The organism is Pseudarthrobacter sp. MOO13 (assembly GCF_058267655.1).
The window spans coordinates 819,090-840,419 of sequence record NZ_CM177848.1; the positions used below are offsets into that span (position 1 = coordinate 819,090).

Below are 21,330 nucleotides of genomic sequence, written 5' to 3' on the forward strand. Positions count from 1 at the left end.
GTGCTGCATAACAGTTTGCCGATCGTCCGGGGGGACAGACATGCCACAACCGGCGGATCAGAATGCAGGCGCCCCAGCAGAGGATGCAGGGCAGCCGCAACTGCGCCGACGCCGCGACCTTCGTCGTGCCGACGGAACAGTGGACGATGCCTGGACAGGAACCATGCCAGCAGTAACCCCTTCCCCTTCCAGCCAGAACGACGCCGGAAAGCCGGTGACGCGCCGCACGTCCTGGGCCGAGGCGGCCGCCGCAGCCGACGCCACCAAGCCGTCCCGCGCCCCGGCCCCCACCCGCACCCCGCCGCCGGCACCCGAAGCCCCGCCCGCTGCGCCGGTGTCGACGCCCGCCGAACCCATCGCCTCCGTGCCGGGCACCTCCCGGCCGGGAACCGCCGAACCTGCCGCGGCTGAGCCAGCCCGCCGCGCCGGCGGGGTTGCTCCGGAAGCGGCAGCGCCGTCGTCGGACACTCCGTCATTCCGCCGCAGCCGGCCCACCGTGGCCGACACGATCGCGGAAAGCCCCATGCCTGACTTCATCAGCTCGCCCGGCCTGTTCGTCAAGGAACAGAAGCCGCGGCCCGTGGGCGGGTTCCGCGGGGCGCTGTACAACCTCACCGGCGGCGCCTGGAACCTGGGCCCCGGACCCAAGCAGCGCCAGGAGGACGAGCTGGGCCGCCGGATTTCCCGGCAGCTCCAAGGCAGCTACAACACCGCTGTCCTGAGCCTCAAGGGCGGCATCGGCAAGACCTCCACCACGGTGGGCGTGGGCCTGACCCTGGCCGAATACCGCGGCGACGCGCCGTGCGCCATCGACGCCAACCCGGACTCCGGCGACCTCGTGGAACGCGCCCTGGGGGAGGGCATCTACCAGCAGTCCAGCCCGCGGACCATCACGGACCTGCTGGAGAACATCGAATCCATCGACTCCCTCACCGCCCTGGCCCGGTACATGCACCACGCCGGCCGGCTGCACCTGATCGCGGGGGAACAGGACCCGGAGGTCTCGGACTCGCTGACCGCCGAGGAATACCTGCGGATCCGCAAGCTCATCTCCAGCTACTACTCGGTGGCGCTGACCGACTGCGGCACCGGCGTGACGCACAACGCGATGAGCGGGATCCTGCAGTCGGCAGACAACCTGGTGATCGCCGCAGGCTACGCCGTCTCCGGCGCCAAGCGGGCCCGCAGCACCCTGCACTGGCTGGCCAGCCACGGGTACGAGGACCTGGCCCGGAACGCGATCGTGGTGATCACGGACAAGGACGAGGTGTCCTCCCGGGTGGACAAGGACGCCATCGAGGAACACCTCTCCGGGATCTGCCGCGAACTGATCGCCGTGCCGCACGACCGCGGGGTGGCCGACGGCGACCTGGTCACCCTGGATGTTTTGAAGCCCGAAACGCGGCGCGCCTACAAGGAGATTGCCGCCGCAATCGTGGACGGGTACCGGTAACCAGTTCGTTATTTTTCGGCGCCGGGGCAGGTATCCCCGCCGCCGGATTCAGGTATCGGTTACTGATCACATTTTTCGGGCCGCTGCATATCCTGCATTCATGCTGAAAACCGTGCTTCGGAGTTTTCGTCCCAAGCCAAAGTGCAAGGTCTGCGGCTTGGTCCTCCCTCCCTCTCCCACTGCGGTGTTTTGCTCCCGGGACTGCTATGACACCTACCTGTCCACGGCTGACGGTGCCCGCCGCAGACAGTAGCTGATGATCGTCTGAGTAGTGCCCGGCGCGAAAGACAGGTAGCCGGTACCGGGGAAATCCCGGCGGCACGCTCGTAGCCTCGTCAGCATGATGGATCTCATGGATGGTGGGCGCCGCCGTCGCCGCCTGCCGAAGCGCGAGACGCTGGAACTCGTTGGGTTCACGGCGTTGTCCGTGGCGGCCGCGGCTGTACTGTTGCCCGTGATCGGGGTGAAGACGGTGGTGAGCTCGCTGCCGTTCGTGAAGCCCGCGCCCGGGCACGACGCCGAGGACAGTTACCTGATCAATTAGCGCCCGGCCCGGCAACGGTGCGCCCCGGCACTTTGCCGCGCGCCGCCGTCGTACTTCCCCTGGCCCGTTTACCGCGGGACGGTGGTTGCCCGCGGCAGCCGGATGCCAAAGCAGGCGCCATCCCCGCCCGGCGCCGTTGGTTCCACCGTGAGGCTGAGATTCATCCGCTGGGCCAGCCGGGCCGCGATGGACAAGCCGAGTCCGCTGCCGGTGGGCCGTTGTCCGCTGTACCGGCGTGCCAGGGCTCCACGGTCGAAGGCGATGGCGGCGTCCTCCGCGGTAAGCCCGGGACCGCTGTCACGAACCTGGATGGCGACGATGCCGCGCTGGTGGTTACCTGGCGCCGTCGCGGGGGAGGGCGGCTCATCTTCGATCATCACCTTCAGGGCCAGGGGTTTCCCCGGCGGCGTGACGCGCAAGGCGTTGCCGATGAGCCCGTCAATGATTTGGCGGAGCCGCTGGGCGTCCGTGGTGACCATCAAGGGTTCCCCGGCATCCGCAGCGGGCAGGTGGACTGTGACCTCCACGCCCGCCTGGGCCGCTGCCGGCTGCCAGGCGCGCTGCGTCTGTTTCAGGAGCGCGGAGACGTCGACAGGTTGGACGTCGAGCGTGAAATCGTCGGCCTCAAGCCGGGCCAGTGCCAGCAGGTCCCGGACAAAGCCGTCCAGCCGGTCCGTTTCCGCGGCCAGGGTTTGGCCCACACGGGCTTCGTCTTCGGGTGGCACCAATCCGTCCTGCAGGGCCTCGGCGTATCCGCGCAGCGCGGTGAGCGGCGTGCGGATCTCATGCGAGATGGACAGCAGGAATTCCCGTTGCCGGCTTTCGCTGGCCAGCAGCGCATGGTCCAGCGTGTTGATCGCCTCGCCCACGGCACGGACCTCGGCAGCGCCTGCGGGTTCAAAATGAACGGTCCGTTCACCGGCGGCCATCCGCCGTGCCGCCGCTGCAGTCCTGACGAGCGGGCCTGAGAGCCGGCGGGCAAGCAGGGTCCCGGCCAGGGCTGCGATCAGGAGCCCGGCCGCCAGGGCAAGGAGCGTTGGTTGCAGGAGCCGGGCCGATGCTGCGTTGACGTCCGAGAGCGACCGGGTCAGGACGATCCCGCCGCCTTTGGCGAGGGGCCTCGCTTCGACCAGGAACTGAACACCTCCACGGGTGACGGTGCGGGAGATTTTTTGCCCGGCGAGCACCGGGTGGACCGCGTCCGGGCCCAGGATCTGGGAGGCCGCACCGGTGACGGAACCGGCGGGAGTAATGGTGGAGAGATCGTAATTGTCCGGTCCGAGGAGATTGCGCTCCCGCAGGTCCAATGCCTGGGCGGCCACCGGGGCGGCGCTGAAGGCATCAGCCTGGCGGGAAAGCTGCTCCCGGGCCTGGTTGACGGCAGCGGAACGGATCAGCGGAAAGGCGACACTGCCGGTGACAAGGACTGCCAGGACGGCGACGGCGGCCGTGACGAGGGTGATGCGACCGGCCAGGGAACGCAGCCACAACATCGTGGCAGGTTCGGGGCGGCGCTCCCCGCGTACGCCCGGTCCGGGCGGCGGGCCACTCACGCCCGGTCGCCGTCCGCAGAGTATCCGACCCCGCGCAGGGTGCGGATGGGGTTGCCCGGACCGAGCTTGGAACGCAGCTGGGCGATATGCACATCCACGGTTCTCCCCGCCGAGTAGTCAGCCTGTCCCCACACCGCCGACAGGAGCTGCTCCCGGCTGAACACCCGGCCGGGGCTGGCCAACAGGTAGGCGAGCACATCGAATTCCCGCGCAGTCAACTCCACCGGCTTCCCTTCCACGCTGGCGGTGCGGTTCTCCCGGTCCAGGGCCACCGACCCGACGCGCAGGATTCCGCTGCCCGGGACGCCGGCGGTGCGGCGGAGCACCGTCTTGAGGCGCACCACCAGTTCCCGGGGCGAAAACGGCTTCGTCAGGTAGTCATCGGCGCCCAGCTCCAACCCCAGCAGCATGTCCACCTCCTCGTCGCGGGCGGTGACGAAGATGATCGGAGTCCAATCGTTCCGGGCCCGCATGCGCTGGCAGACCTCGATCCCGTCAATGCCCGGCAGCCCGACGTCGAGCACCACCGCCACCGGCCGCAGGCTCCGGACCCGCTCCAGGCCGCCTTCCCCGGTGGCCTCGACGTGCACGCCGAAGCCGGCCCGACTCAGGTAGAGGCGCTGCACGTCAGCGATGGCGCGCTCGTCCTCAACAATCAGCACGAGCCCGCGGGACGGCGTGGTGCCGGCAGCTGTTGATTGCTCCATGCATCCATTCAACGCCATGGCAGCACCGGCCCGGCCGGCCGGCGCCTGAACTTTACCGTCCTCTTACATTCGCCGAACACGGTCCTGACTTGCCCGCGCCACAGTGGAAAGGCAACACAGCGCAGGCCTGGCACAAACTGTCCGGGTCCACGGAACCATCGAGGAGATACGCATGAACACCAATCCCACCGCGCCGCGCAAAAGCGACGCACGCCGCTGGCGCGTTCGCGCAGGCGCGGCCGCTGCAGGAGCTGTCCTCATCGGGGGAGCGGTTCTTGGGGCGACGTCGGCCTCGGCGGCCGGCCAAAGCCCGGCACCTTCAGCCGGTGCCACCTCCGCGGCGGCGAGCCCAGGCAACGGGAAACAGTCCGCCGCCCATCCCTTCGCCCACGCCCTCCGGAACGAGCTCAGGGTGGACCTCCAGGGAGCCGACGGCTTCGGGGACAAGGCCCACGAGATCGCCTATGTGCTGATCCACCACACCAAAGCCTTCGAAAAGCTCCCGGCCAACCTGCAGGCAGACCTGAAGACCCTGGAAGCAGCCGCGGCTCCCGACCGTGACGGCGATGCGGCGAAGATCAAGGACACTGCCCTCAACGGCGGCTACGGGGACAAGATCCAAAAGGCGGCCAAGGCCATCCAGGCCAAAGCGGCCCAAACACCCGCGAAGCCGTAAGCGTCTCCACCGGACGTTGGCTTTGCCCCGGCACGTTGGCGCTGCCTTGGCCACCTCGGCCGCTGCCCCGGCCGCAGGGCCGGGGCAGCGGCCGCCGGCCCGTGTGGCTCAGGAAGCGCGGCCCGCAGGAATCTGCTCATCGCTTTGGCCCGGCTGCCCGCGGTGGAGCTGGAAGGCCGTGGTGACCATGGCAAAGTGGCTGAAAGCCTGCGGAGTGTTGCCCAGCTGGCGGCCTGCGCGTGCGTCCCATTCCTCGCTGAGCAGGCCCACGTCGTTGCGGAGCGCAAGCAGCCTTTCAAAGAGTTCCGTGGCTTCGGTCCGCCGCCCGGCGCCGAGAAGGGCGTCCACCAGCCAGAAGGAACACGCCAGGAAGACGCCTTCATTGCCGGGCAGTCCGTCGTCGCTCTCCTCCGGCCGGTAACGCAGGACGAATCCGTCCTGCGTCAGGTCACGCTGGATGGCTTCGATCGTCCCGACGACGGCCGGGTGGTCCGCCGGCAGGAAGCCGACCCGTGGAATGAGGAGCAGGCTGGCATCCAGTTCAGTGCCGCCGTAGGACTGGACGAAGGAGTTCAGCTCAGCGTTGAAGCCGTGCTCCATGACGTCTTTATGGATCGCGTCCCGCAAATCTTCCCACCGGTCCGCCGGGCCCGGCAGGTGGAACTGGCGGACGCCCTTGACCATGCGGTCCACGGCCACCCAGGCCATGACCTTGGAATGGGTGAAATGCCTGCGGGGTCCGCGGACTTCCCATAACCCGTTGTCAGGTTGCTGCCACACACCCTCGAGGTGTTCCATCAGCGCAGTCTGGATGTCCCACGAATCGTCCGGGACATGCAGGAGCGCGTTGCGGGTAAGGGAAAGCCCATCGATGACTTCGCCCCACACATCCAGCTGAAGTTGGTCCGCCGCGGCGTTGCCGGTCCGGACCGGCGAGGACTTTTCGTAACCGGCCAGCCAGGGCAGCTCGGACTCAGGAAGCCGGCGCCGCCCGTCGAGGGAGTACATGATCTGCAGGTCTGCAGGGTCCCCCGCCACCGCCCGCAGCAGCCATTGCCGCCAGGCCTTGGCTTCGTCCGTGTAGCCGGCCGTAATGAGCGACTGGAGGGTGAGGGTGGCATCCCGGAGCCAGCAGTAGCGGTAATCCCAGTTGCGCGGGCCGCCCGGCTGCTCAGGCAAAGAGGTTGTGGCGGCCGCTACGATCCCGCCGGTGGGGGCGAAGGTCAGCGCTTTCAGCGTGATCAAGGAGCGCTGGATGGCGTCGCGGTACGGACCGTCCGCCCCGCTGCGGGCCGACCATTCCTCCCAGTAAGCCACGGTCTGGGACAGCGCGGCGTCAGCACCGATCGTCCGCGAACGCTGGCGGTAGCTGGGGGCCCAGGTCAGGACGAACGGAACCGTGTCCCCGGCATGGACCGTGAACTCACTGACAGTGCGGCGGTGTTCGCCGTGCATGGGAACCGGTGAGGCGACGTGCACCGAGTCGGGCCCGGCGACGGCGTGGATCCCGGTCTTGGTGCGACGAACCCATGGAACCACGTGCCCGTAGTCGAAGCGCAACGCCAATTCGCTGTGCAGCTGGACTGTGCCCTCCAGTCCCTCAACGATCCGGACCAGGTCGGCGGCTTCATCCCGGGGAGGCATGAAGTCGGTGACCCGGACCCGCCCCGTGCCGGTCTCCCACTCGGTTTCCAAGACCAGCGTGTCGTGGCGGTAACGGCGGCTGGTGCAGGCTCCCGCATTCACGGGTGCCAGAAGCCACCGCCCGGCCTCCGGACTGTCCAGGAGGGCTGCGAAACAGGCAGGGGAGTCAAAATGGGGGAGGCACAACCAGTCGATGGAGCCGTCAGCGCCGACCAGCGCGGCCGTGTGCAGATCGCCGATGATGGCGTAGTCCTCGATCTTCCGCATCTCAGAGGTCCTGGAAGTCCAGGACGACTTTCACGTCGTCGTCCCTCCGCCGGAAGGCATCGTCAAAGTCAGCCAAGGGGACCCGGCGGGAAATCAACCGCTGAAGCCAGCCCTGGTCCGCCTTTTCCAACGCCTCAACCGCAGCCTCGTAGTGGCTGCGGTTGGCATTGACGCTGCCGAACACCGATTCGTTGCCCAGTACCAGGGTCCGGTTGACGGAACCAACGTCCACGGAATTGGTCTTGCCGGGTGAGGAAACCCCCGTCAGGCACGTGACCGAATCCACCGCACGGCAGGTCAGGGTCTCCATCACTACGGAGGCCACACCGGTGCATTCGACTAGCACGTCGGCTTCCACCCCGGAGGTCGCAAGGCTTTCCGAATGGTAAATGGCACCAAGGTCAGCGACGAGTTCGGGTTTGGGGCCGGTGGTCACCCGATCAAACACGTGCACTTCCAAACCGCGCTGCACGCCCAGGAGCGCTGCCAGCAGGCCCACGGGGCCGGCACCTGTCACCACGGCGGTTTTGGGCTCGAAAAAGGCGCGCGAACCGATCGCATCAATGTGCTGCCACGCCTTGGCGACGATGGTGGTGGGCTCCAGCAGGACACCCACATCTTCCAGGGACCCCGAAAGCCGCACCAGTGCGTGGGGGTCGGCGCGGTAGCGGTCACGGGCAAAGCCGTGCAGTCCTTTGATTCCATGTTCGGTGTAGCGGCCGTTGCGGCACATGTCCCACTGGCCGGCGGCACAAGCGGGGCACGGCACAGGATCCGGGCGCCTGACGATTCCCACCACCAGGTCACCGGCGCTGAGTCCGCTGCATTCCGGGGCTTCGAGGACCCGCCCGAGGTTTTCGTGGCCCAGGACAAGGTAGGGGGAGCCCTCCGGTGCTTCGCCGTACTCGCCGGCGGTGATTTCAATGTCCGTTCCGCAGAGGCCTATGGCCAGGGTTTCAACGAGGACCGAACCTTCGGCGGTGGCGGGTTCGGCGATTTCCCTGAGCTCCATTGAATCGACGGAACCGGGGATAACGGTTAAAGCTTTCACAATTTCCTCCCTGCCTCAGGACACTTTGTGGTGCCCGTTCCATTTGGATCCGTGCAGAAAACATGTGGTTTTCCCAGCGTTTGCCGTGAGCTTACGCAAATAGCCTGAATACCGGCCCGGAAAAGGCTGGGAGCCGCCACATCACTATTGACGGGTGGTCCACCTTGCCTCGATTTTTCGCTTGGACGGAGGGGGCGGAGTCCTGTGCCAGCAGGTCCTTGCGCAGTTGTGTATTCAGGTCTAACGTCTGGGCTAACTTTGAAATTCGTGGTGACTGGGCGCACGAATAAGAACCAGTGAAGAAATTGCTGATTATTTGCTTATTAGTGCCCAGGAGCCTTTTGTGAGCATCAAGCGTTCCCTGACATGGTTGTCCCAGTCCGTTGTTGCCGCCGCCTTGGTGGCCGGGTCCCTTCTGGCGATGTCGCCGGCGGCCTCGGCTGATCCGGTCTACGGTACGCAAAGCATCTCCTCACTCAGGGGTGGCGAATCCGCCCACCTCGGATAAACCCCAGAGCAAACTGTGGTGGAATGACGGCTCCTGGTGGGCGGATATGTGGACAACCGGCAGCGGCTGGCACATTTACCGCCTCGACCGTGGAACGCATACCTGGGTGGATACCGGATTACTGAATGACGCGCGCGGAAATACGCTGGCCGATGTGCTGTGGGACGGCACGCATCTGTACATTGCCTCCCACGTCGTTGCGGTTTCGACCAACTCAAGCCCCGTCGTTTCGGTGACCGGTCAGCCCGCCAACCTTTACCGGTACAGCTACGCCGGCGGCAAGTACACCCTTGACGCCGGATTCCCCACGGTCATCACGAACAACACCAGTGAATCAATGACCATTGACGAAGACAGTACCGGGGCCATCTGGGCCACCTGGACGCAGGTGGCCGGGAACTCCACCGCCGGCTACACCAACACCGTGTATGTGAACGACTCCGCACCCGGGGGCACCAGCTGGGCAAGCCCGTTTGTCATCCCGGTCTCCAACCCGAATGCCACACCAGATGACATCTCAGCGGTTGTCGCATTCAACAAGAACAAGATTGGCGTCATGTGGAGCGACCAGCTCACCGGGTCTGTCTGGTGGGCCACGCGGACCGACGGAACCTCGCCCACGGCGTCGTCATCGTGGAAACAACAGCCCGCCATCAGGGGTACTGGCCAGGCTGATGACCACCTCAACATCAAGTCGTTGCAGGCTGATCCCAGCGGGCGGGTCTTTGCCGCCGTCAAGACGAGCCTCAACGATACGTCCTCGGATCCCACGCTGCCCCAACTGTTGCTGCTCGTCTTCAAGCCGGGAACCGGCTCCTTCACGCAATCAACGCTTTCCACAACCGGGGACTGCGTCACCCGGCCGCAGATCGTCCTGGACACCCAAAACAACCTGGTCCACGCCTTCGAGACGGCACCGCCGACGTCGGTCAGCGGGTGCGCATTCTCGGGCGTGGCCGGAAGCATCTATGAGAAGACCGCGTCCATGGACAACCCGGTGTTCGGCTCGGGACGTGGAACGCCGGTCATCCAAAGCGCCTCCTCGTCCAACATGAATGATGTGACCACCACCAAACAGGGCGTTGACGGCACCACCGGCCTGGTGGTCATGGCCAGCGACAACGTGGCAAAGCGCTACTGGTTCTCGGACCGGTCCCTCGGCCCCGCCGCCCCTGCCCCGGTGGCGTCGTTTACGGCTTCGCCGACGTCGGGGACGGCGCCGTTGAACGTGACGTTCACGGATACGTCGACGGGCACCCCGACGTCGTGGGCGTGGGATTTTGGTGACGGCGGGACTTCCACGGTGCAGAACCCGACCCACAGTTATGCGGCGGCGGGGACGTATGTGGCCAAGCTGACCGCGACGAACGGCACGGGCCCGTCGGCGCCCGCTTCGGCGACGATTACGGTGACGGCGGCCGGGGTTGCCCCGGTGGCGTCGTTTACGGCTTCGCCGACGTCGGGGACGGCGCCGTTGAACGTGGCGTTCACGGATACGTCGACGGGCACCCCGACGTCGTGGGCGTGGGATTTTGGTGACGGCGGGACTTCCACGGTGCAGAACCCGACCCACAGTTATGCGGCGGCGGGGACGTATGTGGCCAAGCTGACCGCGACGAACGGCACGGGTTCAGGCTCGGCCACCAGCACCATCACGGTGACCACCGCAGGTACCAACACGCCGCTGGAGCTCAATGATGCCACGGTGGGTACGGGGCTGAACCAGTTCAATTACAGCGGTTCCTGGAGCGTCAGCAACCCTGCGACGGCGTACAAGTCGGACAACCACTTTGCCAACGCCACCAACGCCAGTTATCAGGTGCAGTTCAGCGGTACGCAGGCCAAGATCTTCGCCGAGAAGAGTTCGGCCCTGGGCATCGTGGGTGTCTCCATCGACGGTGGCCCCGAGACAATGGTGGACCCCTACGCCTCGTCCCGGTCTGAGCAGAACCTGCTCTACACCAGCCCGGTCCTGGCCAGCGGCACGCACGCCCTGAAGGTCCGCATCACGGGAACCAAGAACGCCTCCTCCACCGGCACCTACGCCGCCGCCGACCGTGTGGAAATCATGGCCAGTGGGACCACCCCGCCGCCGGCTCCTGCGCCGGTGGCGTCGTTTACGGCTGCTCCGACGTCGGGGACGGCGCCGTTGAACGTGACGTTCACGGACACGTCGACGGGCACCCCGACGTCGTGGGCATGGGATTTTGGTGACGGCGGGACTTCCACGGTGCAGAACCCGACCCACAGTTATGCGGCGGCGGGGACGTATGTGGCCAAGCTGACCGCGACGAACGGCACGGGTTCAGGCTCGGCCACCAGCACCATCACGGTGACCACCGCAGGTACCAACACGCCGCTGGAGCTCAATGATGCCACGGTGGGTACGGGGCTGAACCAGTTCAATTACAGCGGTTCCTGGAGCGTCAGCAACCCTGCGACGGCGTACAAGTCGGACAACCACTTTGCCAACGCCACCAACGCCAGTTATCAGGTGCAGTTCAGCGGTACGCAGGCCAAGATCTTCGCCGAGAAGAGTTCGGCCCTGGGCATCGTGGGTGTCTCCATCGACGGTGGCCCCGAGACAATGGTGGACCCCTACGCCTCGTCCCGGTCTGAGCAGAACCTGCTCTACACCAGCCCGGTCCTGGCCAGCGGCACGCACACCCTGAAGGTCCGCATCACGGGAACCAAGAACGCCTCCTCCACCGGCACCTACGCCGCCGCCGACCGCGTGGAAATACTCTCCAACTGACCGTGAGATTTCTTGAGGGGAAGAAATCCCTTGTGGAATGGAAAAGGTCCGACCAGGCATTCGCCGGGCCGGACCTTTTCAACCTCGCCCTGGCCGGCGGCCTGGCCGTCGTCGTCGCCTGTTTCTCGCGCCGGACGGCCGGACGCCTTGGCTGAAGCTTCGATGGGAAGTGTCCCGGCCCAGCGTCGAGGACACGCTTGGTCGGGCCGTTGTTGCTAGGCATGGGACTTGCCATCGTTAGCCTTGATTGACCGAGTAACAGGTGAACCGTTGAGAGCCATTCTTGAGGGGTATCCGTTGCGAGCGGCTCATCGCCACCCCGGGGGCAGTTGACCCCGCCGCCCTCTGAAAGGACCACCATGGACATCGTTGAAGTGATTCTGAACGACCACCACGAACAGCGGCGCCGGTTCGCCCTGCTGGACGAGATGCACGGCTCCGAACCGTCAGACCTCGATGCCGTCTGGAACCAGCTCCGCATCCTGCTGGAAGTCCATGCCAAAGGGGAGGAGGACCTGTTTTACCCCGAGTTGCTGAAATTGGGGGAGGGCGCAGGCGGGAAGGATTCCCCCGAGGACGAAACCACCGATGCGATTCATGACCACAACGAAATCAGGGACGCCATCAGTGAAGTCTCCCGGCACCAGGCGGGGACGCAGCAGTGGTGGGCGGCCTTGGCCAAGGTCAATGAAGCCAACGGTGAGCACATGGCGGAGGAGGAACGCGAAGGCCTGACCGACTTCCGGCAGCACGCGTCCCTGGAGCTGCGCCACCGCCTGGGCTTGTCCTTCGCCATCTTTGAGTCGAAGCACGCCTCGGGCATCAAGGCCCGGGACGTCAGCCCCGAAGATTACGTCCGCGATAACGAATAGCGCATGGCGTGACCGTCAGCGTGTGACCCTTGGCTCGACCGGTTTCTTGACCGTGGCCAGCAGGAAGACACCGGCGACGGCGGTGGCACCGGACAGCAGGAACAGGATGATGGCCAGTGGGGGAGCCGCGGCCGCCTCGCCGAGGATGGTGACGCCGATGGCGACGGCGACGAGCGGGTCGATGACGGTCAGGCCGGCCACCACCAGTTCCGGGGTACCTCTGGTGTGGGCATTCTGGACCAGGAAGCTGCCTGCCAGCGCCGCAATGAGCAGCCCCGCCAGGCACGTCAGGGACAGCCATTCGAAATCACCCTGGAACAGCCTGGCGATGACGGTCTTGGCTAAGGCTGCGACGAAACCGAACAGGATTCCGGCGCCGGCGGTAAACACCACGGCACCCGAGCGGTGGCGCCACAGCGCGTACGCCATCGCCACGCACGCGAGGACGACGGCGAGCACGATCAGGATGGTGACCAGGTGCCGGTCGCTGATTTCCGCATCCGCCGCCGAGAACGCCGCCACGGTGACGAACACACCCACCCCGCCGATGCAGAGGGCGACGGCGGTCAGGGCCCGGCGCCCGGGCGGCCTGCGGGTCATCCGGGCAGTCGCTAGAGTTGTGACCACCAAAGCGACGGCGCCAATGGGCTGCACAACGATCAGGGGAGAGAATCGGAGGCTGGTCAGCTGGAGGAGGACAGCCGCACCCAGCATCCCCGTCCCGGCGAGCCACACCGGCCGGCGTACCAGGGCCTGGAGGCGCCCGCCGCCCATGCTGCCCGCCGAACGCCCTGAGGCGGCCGGCTGGTCTTCTACGGCCCGGTGCTGGAACAGGGTTCCCAGCGCGAGCAGGACTGCTCCCGCCGCGGCGATGGGGATGCCCAGCCAGTTATAAGACGTCAGTGCGGACACAGCCGCTGCCTGGATCATGGTCTGACAGTACCCAAGGGCGGCATCCCCGGTCCGGTGCCGCTAGGCCCGCCCACAGCCCGGCAACCTAGCGTTGGGCGATCCTGAACAGCGCTCCCGTGGGATCGGCCAGGACGGCAATGCGGCCAAACGGCGTATCCTCGGCAGGATGGATCACCGTGCCACCCATGGACGTGGCCATGTCCACGCCCTTATCGGCGTTCCCAATCGCGAAATACACCTGCCAGTTCGACGGAACACCCTCGGGAAGATAGGTGGCCTCCATGATGCCGGCCCGTGATGATTCACCGGAGCCGAGCGTGGTGTAACGGAAGTCCTCCGTGTCGCTCATGACGTCGGTTTCCCAGCCGAAGACGTCCTGGTAGAACTTCACCGAAGGCGCGTATTCGCGGGTGTGGAGTTCGTGCCAGTAGGGGGTGCCGGGTTCGCCCTTCGCCTGGTACCCGGTGTGGCCGCCGAACTGCCATGCGCCCACGGCCGCGCCGCCGGTGTCGCCGAACATGGCCATGTGGCCCTGCTCCGGGACCTCCATGGGCGGCATGAAAACCTGGCCGCCGGCCGCGTGGGCAGCCTCCGCGGTGGCGTTGATGTCCTCCACCCGGAGATAGGTGGTCCACACGTCCGGGTAGCCGGATTCGGCGTCGTTCTTCATCATCCCGGCCACCGGCAAGCCATTGGCGAGGGCGGTGATGTAACCGCCGTATTTCTCCTGGTCGCCTTCCTGGTAGGTCCAGCCGAACAGCCGCGAATAGAACTCGCGGGCCCGATCAGTGTCCGAGGTCATGAGGTCGATCCAGCAGGGATCACCGGGGGCAAACGTGGGCTGGGGCATGGGGACTCCTGGGGTTCGTTGAGGAAAAGCAGGGTGGTCTGCTACCGACTCTAGTGCCGCCCCGGCCGCCCGCGACAGCCCTTGCCGGGAGGCCGCCGTCGTGCCCTGACATCGCAGTGCGGCGGTGCCTGCGTTGTTGCTGTCCGACGGCGGGCTCCGCCACAATGGTGCCCATGGCTCCCGTGTCCCTTCTCGCCTTCGCCGGGCTGTGCCTGCTGCTGTCTGTCACCCCGGGTCCGGACACCTTCCTGGTGCTGAGGATCTCGCTGCAGAACGCCGGGGCCGGAATTGCGGCGGCGTTCGGTTCGGCCGCGGCGGCCCTGGTGTGGGCCGCCCTGGTGGGTGTGGGCCTGGCCGCAGTGCTCGAGGAGTCGGCCGAGGTGTTCCGCTGGCTTAAGATCGCCGGCGGCCTGTACCTGCTGTACCTGGGAGTCTCGTCACTGATCCGGGCGCGGCGCACCTCGGGGACTGCCGGCCCCGAAGTCCCCGCCCGCCGGGCGTACAGCCGCCGGGCCGGGTTCGGCGCCGGTGCCTTCTCCACACTGCTCAACCCCAAAGTTGGGCTGTTCTACCTTGCGGTGGTGCCCCAGTTCATCCCGCACGGCGGCAACACCCTGAACACCGCCCTGGTGCTGGGCGCCATCGAAAGCGTCATCGGGTTCCTGTACTTGGCGGCCGTCGCCGTCGTAGCCGCCAAGGCAATGGCGTGGCTGCAGCGCCCCCGGGTGAGCCGGTCCTTGGAACGCGGGAGCAGTGGCATCCTCGCCGCCTTGGGCCTGGGGATGGTGGCCTCAAGCGCCGGCTCGTAGTTCCTGTGAATTGCCTGCCAGTGTCCCGCGGTCCGGGGTGCCGGTCCGTCACAGCCCTCTTCGCGGAGTAGGGTGAAAAGACGGTTGCCGGCGTGATGTGACGCGGGGAGCTGGCAACCGGTGCTGTACCACCACGCGCGGAACCGGAGACCCACATGCCCAAGGAATCCCCTGCCGCGCCGCAGCCAGCCAAGCGCCGTCGCACGAACCTTTTCCGCGCCACGGGAACCACCCTGGGCTGGATCACGCTTTTCCTGGGCGTTAGCGCGCTCTGTGGCGCCCTGGTGGCGGGCCTGATGATGCCCGCGGCGGCGGTGACCGAGACGGCGGTGGCGGACGGCGCCGCTGCGCTCAAGTCCGATCTGCCCAACGACGTGTTTTCGGCGCCACCGGCCCAGATGACGCGGGTGCTGGCCGCTGACGGGTCACTGATTGCCACCCTGTTCAGTGAGAACCGGACCCGGATTTCCCTGGACCAGATGTCCCCCAACATCAAGAACGCCATCGTGGCCATTGAGGACTACCGGTTCTACCAGCACGGCGGCATCGATCCCGAGGGCATCTTCCGTGCCTTGGTCATTGACGCCGGCGGCGGCCACCAGGGGGCCTCGACGCTGACGCAGCAGTACGTCACCAACATGCTCAACGAAAACCTGATTGCCCAGGGCAAGGACGCCCAGGTGGTGCTGAACGGGCAGAAAGGCCTGGACCAGAAAGTCCAGGAGATGAAGCTCGCCATCGGCCTCGAAGAAAAGTACTCGAAGGACCAGATCCTCGCCGGGTACCTGAACGTGGTGGGTTTCAACGCGAACGCCTACGGCATCGAGGCGGCCAGCCAGTACTTCTTCTCCGTCGACGCCAAGGACCTCACGCTGCCGCAGGGGGCGCTGCTGGCCGGACTGGTCAACGGCCCCTCGCTGTATGACCCCACCGTCCATCCCGAGGCCGCGAAAACCCGGCGTGACCTGGTGCTGGACGCCATGCTGCAGCACGGCTACATCGACCAGCAGCAGCACGACGACGCCGTGAACATGCCCCTCCAGCTCAAGGTCAATCCACCCAAGCAAGGGTGCGCCTACGCCTCCCAGGCCCAGTACTTCTGCGACTACGTGCTCCACCAGATCGAAAATGACCCCGCCTACGGCGCCACGCAGGATGAACGGGACCAGAAGGTCATGGCGGGCGGCCTGACCATCAAGACCACCCTGGACCCGCGGCTGCAAGGACCGGCACAGTCCCAGGTGGACGCCACGGCCGGCGCCAATCCGGACAAATGGGGCGCATCCCTGGTCACCATCGAACCCGGTACCGGGAAGGTGCTGTCCATGGCGCAGAACTCCAGGAAGCTGCCGGACGAAGGCAGCGGATTTGTCTCCGACTACAACTTCAACGTGGACAGCAGCGACGCCGCCGGGAACAGCCTCGGCGGTGTTGGCGGGATGCAGCCCGGTTCCACGATGAAGCCTGTCACCCTCGCTGCGTGGCTGGGGGAGGGCAAGTCCACCAACCAGGTGGTTGATGCCTCCAGGCGCCGCTACGGCATCAACTACCCGTGGAAGACAACCTGCCACCCCGTCCAGGGCTGGTTCGACAGCACCGTGCCGCAGTCCTCCGACCTGCAAAACGACGAGCCCAACTGGTACCGGCCCATGACGGTCCGGGAAGGCATCTACCAGTCGATCAACACGGCAACGTTCGCGTCGCTGGCCGGGTTGAACGATTTCTGCGACGTCCAGCGTGCGGCGGACGCCATAGGGCTGCACCTGGGCAGCGGGCACGACCAAAAGATCGACCTCTCCACCCTGGGCAACATCCTGGGCAGCCAGAACGTTGCCCCCCTGACCATGGCGAACGCCTTCGCAACCTTCGCCGCCAACGGCACCTACTGCGCACCCATCTCCATCACGGAAGTGGACGACGCCCAAGGCAAGAAGATCGGCGGACAGGCACCGTCCTGCCAGCCAGGCTCCCTGAATCCGGACGTGGCCAAAGCCGTCACCAACGTCCTCCAGGACGTCCTCACCAAGGGTTCGGGCCTGCTGATTCCGCAGAAGCTGGGGGTTCCGGACGCCGCCAAGACGGGCACCAACGAGTACAACAACCAGACCTGGGTGGTGGGCTACACCAGGGGGCTGGCCACGGCGTCGTTCTTCGGCGACCCCTTCAACGGCGGGCCCAGCCGGCTGGGGCGCAACATCACTGTCAACGGAAAGTTCTATCCGGCAGTGGACGGGGCCTACATTGCCGGACCGCAATGGGCGCAGTACATGCAGGGCGTGGTGGGCCTCTTCGATCACGGGAACTTTGACGCCCCGCCGCAGAGCCTGGTCAGCGCCCCCGGCCCGCAGCCCACCAGGAGCAGGTAACGGCGGCCCCTTCCGCCGGGTGCTGAAGGTTCCCGCATGCACTGTGGTGCGCGCCGCCGTCGTACTTCCCTGCCCTGCCGCCGGGGCCTGCACGGGCCTACGCGGTGGTTGCGCGGGGCAGCCGGATGCACAAGCAGGCCCCGGTTGCTCCGGGGTGGCTGGTTCCACAGCTCCCGCGGAAGGACCGTCATGGACATCGTTCAAACCGGTTTTGAATGACCACCACGAGACGACATCCGGGACAACGAATAGCGGCTGGCTCTAGGAAGCCGCGACGGCGAACAGCCCGGCAACGCCGAGCAGGTACAACACCAGGACCAGCAGGGAGTCCACGCCCATGCCCAGCAGCTTCTTTTGCGGCCGGAAGAGGATCCCCAGCAGGTAGACGAGGGTGAGCAGGATGGCCAACGCGGTGAGGTAGATGTCCGTTGACTGGGCTTGGGGGAGTACCGGCTTGCCCGTGATCAGCACCGCCAGCAGGAACAGCACCGGAAGGAAGGCGTTGCCGCCGAAGATGTCGCTGAACGCGAGTTTGTAGTCCCCCTGCTTCACGGACGTGAGCCCGGTGGAGATCTCCGGCAGTGAGGTTGCCAGCGCCAGGAACGTGGCACCGAACAGCACCCCGGAGAGTCCGATGTTTCCGGCGATCGCATCACCGCTGCGTTCCAGCACCACACCGGCGCCCAGGGTGGCAAGCGCGGCGACGCTGAAGATCAGCACCGAGGTGCCGGTGCGCAGGTGCTTGTTCTTCTCGGCGCCCTGCTTCTTGGAGTGCCCCCTGGGTTTGTCCTGCGCCCCGGGGGCGTCCCCTTGCTGGTGCCAGGGCAGGTCCTTCTGGGAGCGCTGCACCAGGATCAGGCCAACAATCCAGAACACCGCAATGAGGACCGCGGCGGGCGTGAGCCGGAACGCCACCAGGTTGCCGGGCATCTGGCTGCCGGCGATCACCACGCCCAGGACGGCGACGACGGTGACCGCCTCGATCACCAGCGTCAGGGATGCCGCGCGGTAGCTCAGCGGGTGGCCGCCTTTGGTGCCCAGGGCATCCAGGACCACCAGCACCACCGTCTGGATGGCAATGCCGCCCAGGATGTTGCCCACGGCCACGCCAATGTTGTTGGCCAGGGCTGCGGAGACGGTGATGGCGATTTCGGGCAGGTTGGTGGCGATGGCCAGCAGGATGAGGCCGCCCAGCGCGGAGCCCAGGTGCAGGCGGTCATCGAGGATGTCCGTCTGTTTGGACAGCTGGATCCCGGCCACCCAGATCACGGCCGCAGCGGCGGCAAAGATGAGCAGGAGGACTGCAAGGGGCAGTGATTCCAATCCGGGGTCCCTTCCTGGTGGGGTCGCTAAACCGCGTGACGTATTCCCCCATGCCTGGGCCGTACCCACATTTGTGCTGGTCACCCATCTTCACGCTGCTCAAACCCGCATTCACGCCCATTGGTTAGAGTCGTCTTTCGGGCACTGTGAAAGGGGTATGAGGCCATGGAGGGGAAGCCTTACGTGCCGAATGAATTGCTGTCACGGCTGGTGGGGGACCGGCTGTACTCGGTGGAGTTCGTCCTCAACGACTACGTGCAGCTGCGCTTCGACGGCGCTCCGGCAGGGATCTCAGGTGTTGGTGCCAGGATGCCCAACAGGCGTGCTTGTTGGACTGCCATGAGCCGGTCACGCACGTCCAGTTTGCGGTAAATATGCTCAAGGTGTTTGGTTGCAGTGCGTGGCGATATGGTGAGCCGCCTGGCGAGTGCTTCTGCCGTTAGACCCTCACTCAGGAGCGTGAGGATTGTCAGCTCACGACCCGTCAAATCATGTGCTGAGCTCTTCGGGACCAGGCTGGCCTGAGCCGAGGCAACAATCAGTTGGAGGGACAGCCCGGTGAGCACGGGTTGCAGCAGTCCGGCCAGCGCCATCTCCTGTTCAGTGAAGTCCCTGTCAGGCCGGGAGACAAGGTAGGCGTTATGGTCGGGGCCACCGAGTCGCAGCGGTATGGAGAGTTGATGGTTAACGCCCCAGGGGCGGGACAAGTCTTCCCAAACCCCTTTCTGGTGGTCGCTGGCCAACGCGGCGGGGACCCGGCCGTAGGACTGCGGCGCGGTCTGCCCAGTGAACACAAACCAGCGAAGCAGCGGTTGTTGCCTGAAGTCGTAACCGCCTGGAGGATCGTTCGGAATGTAGTCGAGCGGCCAACAGGAAAGGATATGGTTCTCCCACTCCGGGCTCACGTGGTTCCGCGATGCAAACGAACCGTTGAACGACTCGGCCATGAGCTTAAGAAGCTGTGCCTCGTAGTGCGTGGACGCGGCCGGCGGCCCCTGAAGGACGTCCCCCAAGAACTCCAGCCACAATTTGTAAAGCGCGTCATTGCGAACCACGCGAGAATCTTAGATCCAGGCGGCGCCCAACAACAGCCGCGATACTACCCATTTAAGCCCCTGTTTAGTGTTCCTTCCAGTACGTAGAACTGCTTAGGGAAACAGCCCGCAAACTTTTCTAAGCTGGACATAGCGGGCACAGAAACTTACCTCACTGTCCTGCATCTATTGAACTGGAGCCGCCTGCATCCCAGGGAGGCGGCGATCTAGGTCCGGTCGCACGGCTTGCCCGGAAGCGTGCAGGCACATTCCATTTCCGGAAAGACACATCGCACCAGCACCCAATTTTGAATAGAGAAGAATCATGAAAAATGGAGCCAAACCCTTTGCGCTCGTTGCGCTGCTGACGGCCACCGCGGTGGCCGCGGCCCAACCAGCCCGCGCGGACGATTCCCTCATCCTGCCTGCAGGTTTGGGCTGTGCAAACTTTGACCTGCAACTCCAGAGCTCCGGAGGTAATTTGCAGACAAAAGACTTCTACGACAGGGACGGAAGCAAGGTCCGTACCATTACGGCGGGAAAGGGCGTCCTGCTCACCTATACAAATTTGGCAAACCGGCGATCCATTTCTTTCAACACGAGCGGCTCGGTATCGAAGACCACGTACAACGCTGACGGTTCCTTAACCGTCAGAGCAAGTGGCCATAACGGATTGATTCTCTTCCCCACCGACGTTCCGGCTGGCCCAACCACCACCCAGTACATCGGGGCCATCGTTTACACGGTCGATCCCGCCACTGGCGTGTTCACGTTGGCCAGCACCTCAGGGCAAGCCGTGGACGTCTGCGCTGCGCTGGGCTAGCAAGGCCACAGGACGCCACACGGCAGTCACCGGGCCAGCGCAACAAGGTCGCGGCGAAGTGCTTCAATAGCCGGCATTTCCCGCCACTCTCTTGGGCTGGCCACCCATTACAGTTCATGCCGTACTTGGAGACAGCCATGATCGCACAACACAACTTAGTCATTGCCGCCCTTTTCCCTGCGCTCTTCCTCACCGGAGGAGGAACTGCCAATTCATCCGATTCCGGGGACAATCCACTGACTACATACGTGGACTGCCCGCTGGAAAGGATCGGGTCCCAGCTCGTGCGTTGCGACAATCTCACAGGCACGGGAGCGGAAGCACCTGCCTGGATCCCCGAGCAGAAGTAGGCCACGAAGCCGCTGAGGTCGGCCCCCGCCGCCGGGACGCTGGCGGTGCTTCGCAAAACTGCTAACCATGCTTACTATTGTGGGGCGCGGGCTGCCCGCTGGGGGCAGAGCACCCGCGCCGCACCGGAGGTCTCTCAAGCATGGACAACGAACTGCGTCCCCTCACCGATGATGAACTGATGTCTGAGCAGGCCACCGCCCTGCCGGACAAGGAAGTGGCATCCGTCCTGGACCTGAACGCGGACCTGGACCTGGGCATTAACGCTGCGGCTCCCATCGACCTGGCCGTAGCCGCCAACGCGAACGTGGCGGCCCCCATCGACGCGGCAGCCTCGGCCAACATTCTCTCCTTCGGCTCTGACGCGCAGGCGCTCTCGAACCAGGACGCCGCGATTGACCAAGGCATCGTGGCCGACGCCAATGCCGACTCCGCCCAGGACAGCGTGATCGGCCAGGGCGACGGCACCACCGTCACGGGCACAGGCACCACCGATGCTGGCACCACCGGAACCACGGATGGGACCACCGGAACAGCACCTGCCCCCACAAACACCGGTGGCGTCACCGACGCAGCGGGCGCGCTGAACGGCAACCTGCTGAACGTGGACGTGAACCTGGACGCCGACGCCGCCATCGCCGCCCCCATCAACGGTGCCGTGGCCGCGAACGCCAACGTCGCCGCCCCCATCGATGCGGCCGTTGCCGCGAACATCGGTTCCATCGACAGCCAGGCGTACGCCATCTCGGACCAGAGCGCCACCATTTCGCAGCACATCGACGGCGAGGCCAACGCCACGGCCGGCCAGACGTCCAACCTGCAGCAGTAAGCCAAG

General features: G+C 65.7%; 19 protein-coding genes. 11 read left to right on the top strand and 8 right to left on the bottom strand.

Features of this window, described 5'->3' with window-relative positions; genetic code table 11:
- The first annotated feature begins 163 nt into the window (after positions 1-163).
- Together AC4EEO_RS03840 and AC4EEO_RS03845 are read left to right on the top strand one after the other, a co-directional pair.
- A complete protein-coding gene (locus tag AC4EEO_RS03840) occupies positions 164-1,453 on the top strand; it encodes a MinD/ParA family ATP-binding protein (protein ID WP_491339934.1) in 1,290 nt (429 codons plus the stop codon).
- A 340-nt stretch (positions 1,454-1,793) separates the two neighbouring features.
- Entirely contained in the window at positions 1,794-1,997 is a 204-nt protein-coding gene (locus AC4EEO_RS03845) for a hypothetical protein (protein ID WP_231369825.1), read from the top strand.
- A 68-nt stretch (positions 1,998-2,065) separates the two neighbouring features.
- On the opposite strand, the gene AC4EEO_RS03850 is transcribed toward AC4EEO_RS03845, so the two are convergent.
- The gene (locus AC4EEO_RS03850) at positions 2,066-3,490 is read right to left on the bottom strand and encodes a sensor histidine kinase (protein WP_491339935.1); all 1,425 of its coding nucleotides are present in this window, start codon (positions 3,488-3,490) and stop codon (positions 2,066-2,068) included.
- Positions 3,491-3,546: 56 nt separating this feature from the next.
- Positions 3,547-4,257: a response regulator transcription factor gene (locus AC4EEO_RS03855; protein WP_285319332.1), complete on the bottom strand. Its 711-nt coding sequence runs from the start codon at positions 4,255-4,257 to the stop codon at positions 3,547-3,549.
- A 172-nt stretch (positions 4,258-4,429) separates the two neighbouring features.
- Here AC4EEO_RS03855 and AC4EEO_RS03860 point away from each other — a divergent pair, with 172 nt between their 5' ends.
- Positions 4,430-4,933, top strand: coding sequence for a hypothetical protein (locus AC4EEO_RS03860; RefSeq protein WP_491339936.1), 504 nt, complete (start codon positions 4,430-4,432; stop codon positions 4,931-4,933).
- Between the two features lie 108 nt (positions 4,934-5,041).
- Here the strand turns inward: AC4EEO_RS03860 and AC4EEO_RS03865 are convergent, their stop codons facing one another.
- Together AC4EEO_RS03865 and AC4EEO_RS03870 are read right to left on the bottom strand one after the other, a co-directional pair.
- Positions 5,042-6,844: a glycoside hydrolase family 15 protein gene (locus tag AC4EEO_RS03865; RefSeq protein ID WP_491339937.1), complete on the bottom strand. Its 1,803-nt coding sequence runs from the start codon at positions 6,842-6,844 to the stop codon at positions 5,042-5,044.
- 1 nt (position 6,845) lies between these two features.
- A complete protein-coding gene (locus AC4EEO_RS03870; protein ID WP_491339938.1) occupies positions 6,846-7,895 on the bottom strand; it encodes a glucose 1-dehydrogenase in 1,050 nt (349 codons plus the stop codon).
- 343 nt (positions 7,896-8,238) lie between these two features.
- Between AC4EEO_RS03870 and AC4EEO_RS03875 the strand changes: the two genes are divergently transcribed.
- The 4 genes from AC4EEO_RS03875 (at position 8,239) to AC4EEO_RS03890 (ending at position 12,030) form a co-directional block, all read left to right on the top strand.
- Positions 8,239-8,403, top strand: coding sequence for a hypothetical protein (locus AC4EEO_RS03875; RefSeq protein ID WP_491339939.1), 165 nt, complete (start codon positions 8,239-8,241; stop codon positions 8,401-8,403).
- A 106-nt stretch (positions 8,404-8,509) separates the two neighbouring features.
- Positions 8,510-11,158, top strand: coding sequence for a PKD domain-containing protein (locus tag AC4EEO_RS03880; protein ID WP_491339940.1), 2,649 nt, complete (start codon positions 8,510-8,512; stop codon positions 11,156-11,158).
- A 32-nt stretch (positions 11,159-11,190) separates the two neighbouring features.
- The gene (locus AC4EEO_RS03885; RefSeq protein ID WP_285319325.1) at positions 11,191-11,313 is read left to right on the top strand and encodes a hypothetical protein; all 123 of its coding nucleotides are present in this window, start codon (positions 11,191-11,193) and stop codon (positions 11,311-11,313) included.
- A gap of 204 nt (positions 11,314-11,517) precedes the next feature.
- The gene (locus AC4EEO_RS03890) at positions 11,518-12,030 is read left to right on the top strand and encodes a hemerythrin domain-containing protein (protein WP_491339941.1); all 513 of its coding nucleotides are present in this window, start codon (positions 11,518-11,520) and stop codon (positions 12,028-12,030) included.
- Positions 12,031-12,045: 15 nt separating this feature from the next.
- Here the strand turns inward: AC4EEO_RS03890 and AC4EEO_RS03895 are convergent, their stop codons facing one another.
- Together AC4EEO_RS03895 and AC4EEO_RS03900 are read right to left on the bottom strand one after the other, a co-directional pair.
- Positions 12,046-12,960 (bottom strand): DMT family transporter, encoded by a 915-nt coding sequence (locus AC4EEO_RS03895; RefSeq protein WP_491339942.1) that lies wholly within the window; start codon positions 12,958-12,960, stop codon positions 12,046-12,048.
- A gap of 67 nt (positions 12,961-13,027) precedes the next feature.
- Positions 13,028-13,792: a VOC family protein gene (locus tag AC4EEO_RS03900; protein ID WP_491339943.1), complete on the bottom strand. Its 765-nt coding sequence runs from the start codon at positions 13,790-13,792 to the stop codon at positions 13,028-13,030.
- Positions 13,793-13,965: 173 nt separating this feature from the next.
- Here AC4EEO_RS03900 and AC4EEO_RS03905 point away from each other — a divergent pair, with 173 nt between their 5' ends.
- Positions 13,966-14,601, top strand: a complete 636-nt coding sequence (locus AC4EEO_RS03905) for a LysE family translocator (protein ID WP_491339944.1) — start codon at positions 13,966-13,968, stop codon at positions 14,599-14,601.
- 155 nt (positions 14,602-14,756) lie between these two features.
- Entirely contained in the window at positions 14,757-16,967 is a 2,211-nt protein-coding gene (locus AC4EEO_RS03910) for a transglycosylase domain-containing protein (protein ID WP_491339945.1), read from the top strand.
- Positions 16,968-17,228: 261 nt separating this feature from the next.
- On the opposite strand, the gene AC4EEO_RS03915 is transcribed toward AC4EEO_RS03910, so the two are convergent.
- Together AC4EEO_RS03915 and AC4EEO_RS03920 are read right to left on the bottom strand one after the other, a co-directional pair.
- Positions 17,229-18,290, bottom strand: a complete 1,062-nt coding sequence (locus AC4EEO_RS03915) for a sodium:calcium antiporter (protein WP_491339946.1) — start codon at positions 18,288-18,290, stop codon at positions 17,229-17,231.
- Positions 18,291-18,541: 251 nt separating this feature from the next.
- Positions 18,542-19,345, bottom strand: coding sequence for a helix-turn-helix transcriptional regulator (locus tag AC4EEO_RS03920; RefSeq protein ID WP_285319316.1), 804 nt, complete (start codon positions 19,343-19,345; stop codon positions 18,542-18,544).
- Between the two features lie 304 nt (positions 19,346-19,649).
- On the opposite strand from AC4EEO_RS03920, the gene AC4EEO_RS03925 reads away from it, so the two are divergent.
- Positions 19,650-20,147: a hypothetical protein gene (locus AC4EEO_RS03925; protein ID WP_285319315.1), complete on the top strand. Its 498-nt coding sequence runs from the start codon at positions 19,650-19,652 to the stop codon at positions 20,145-20,147.
- 490 nt (positions 20,148-20,637) lie between these two features.
- Positions 20,638-21,324, top strand: coding sequence for a peptidoglycan-binding protein (locus AC4EEO_RS03930; protein WP_491339947.1), 687 nt, complete (start codon positions 20,638-20,640; stop codon positions 21,322-21,324).
- Positions 21,325-21,330: the final 6 nt, after the last annotated feature.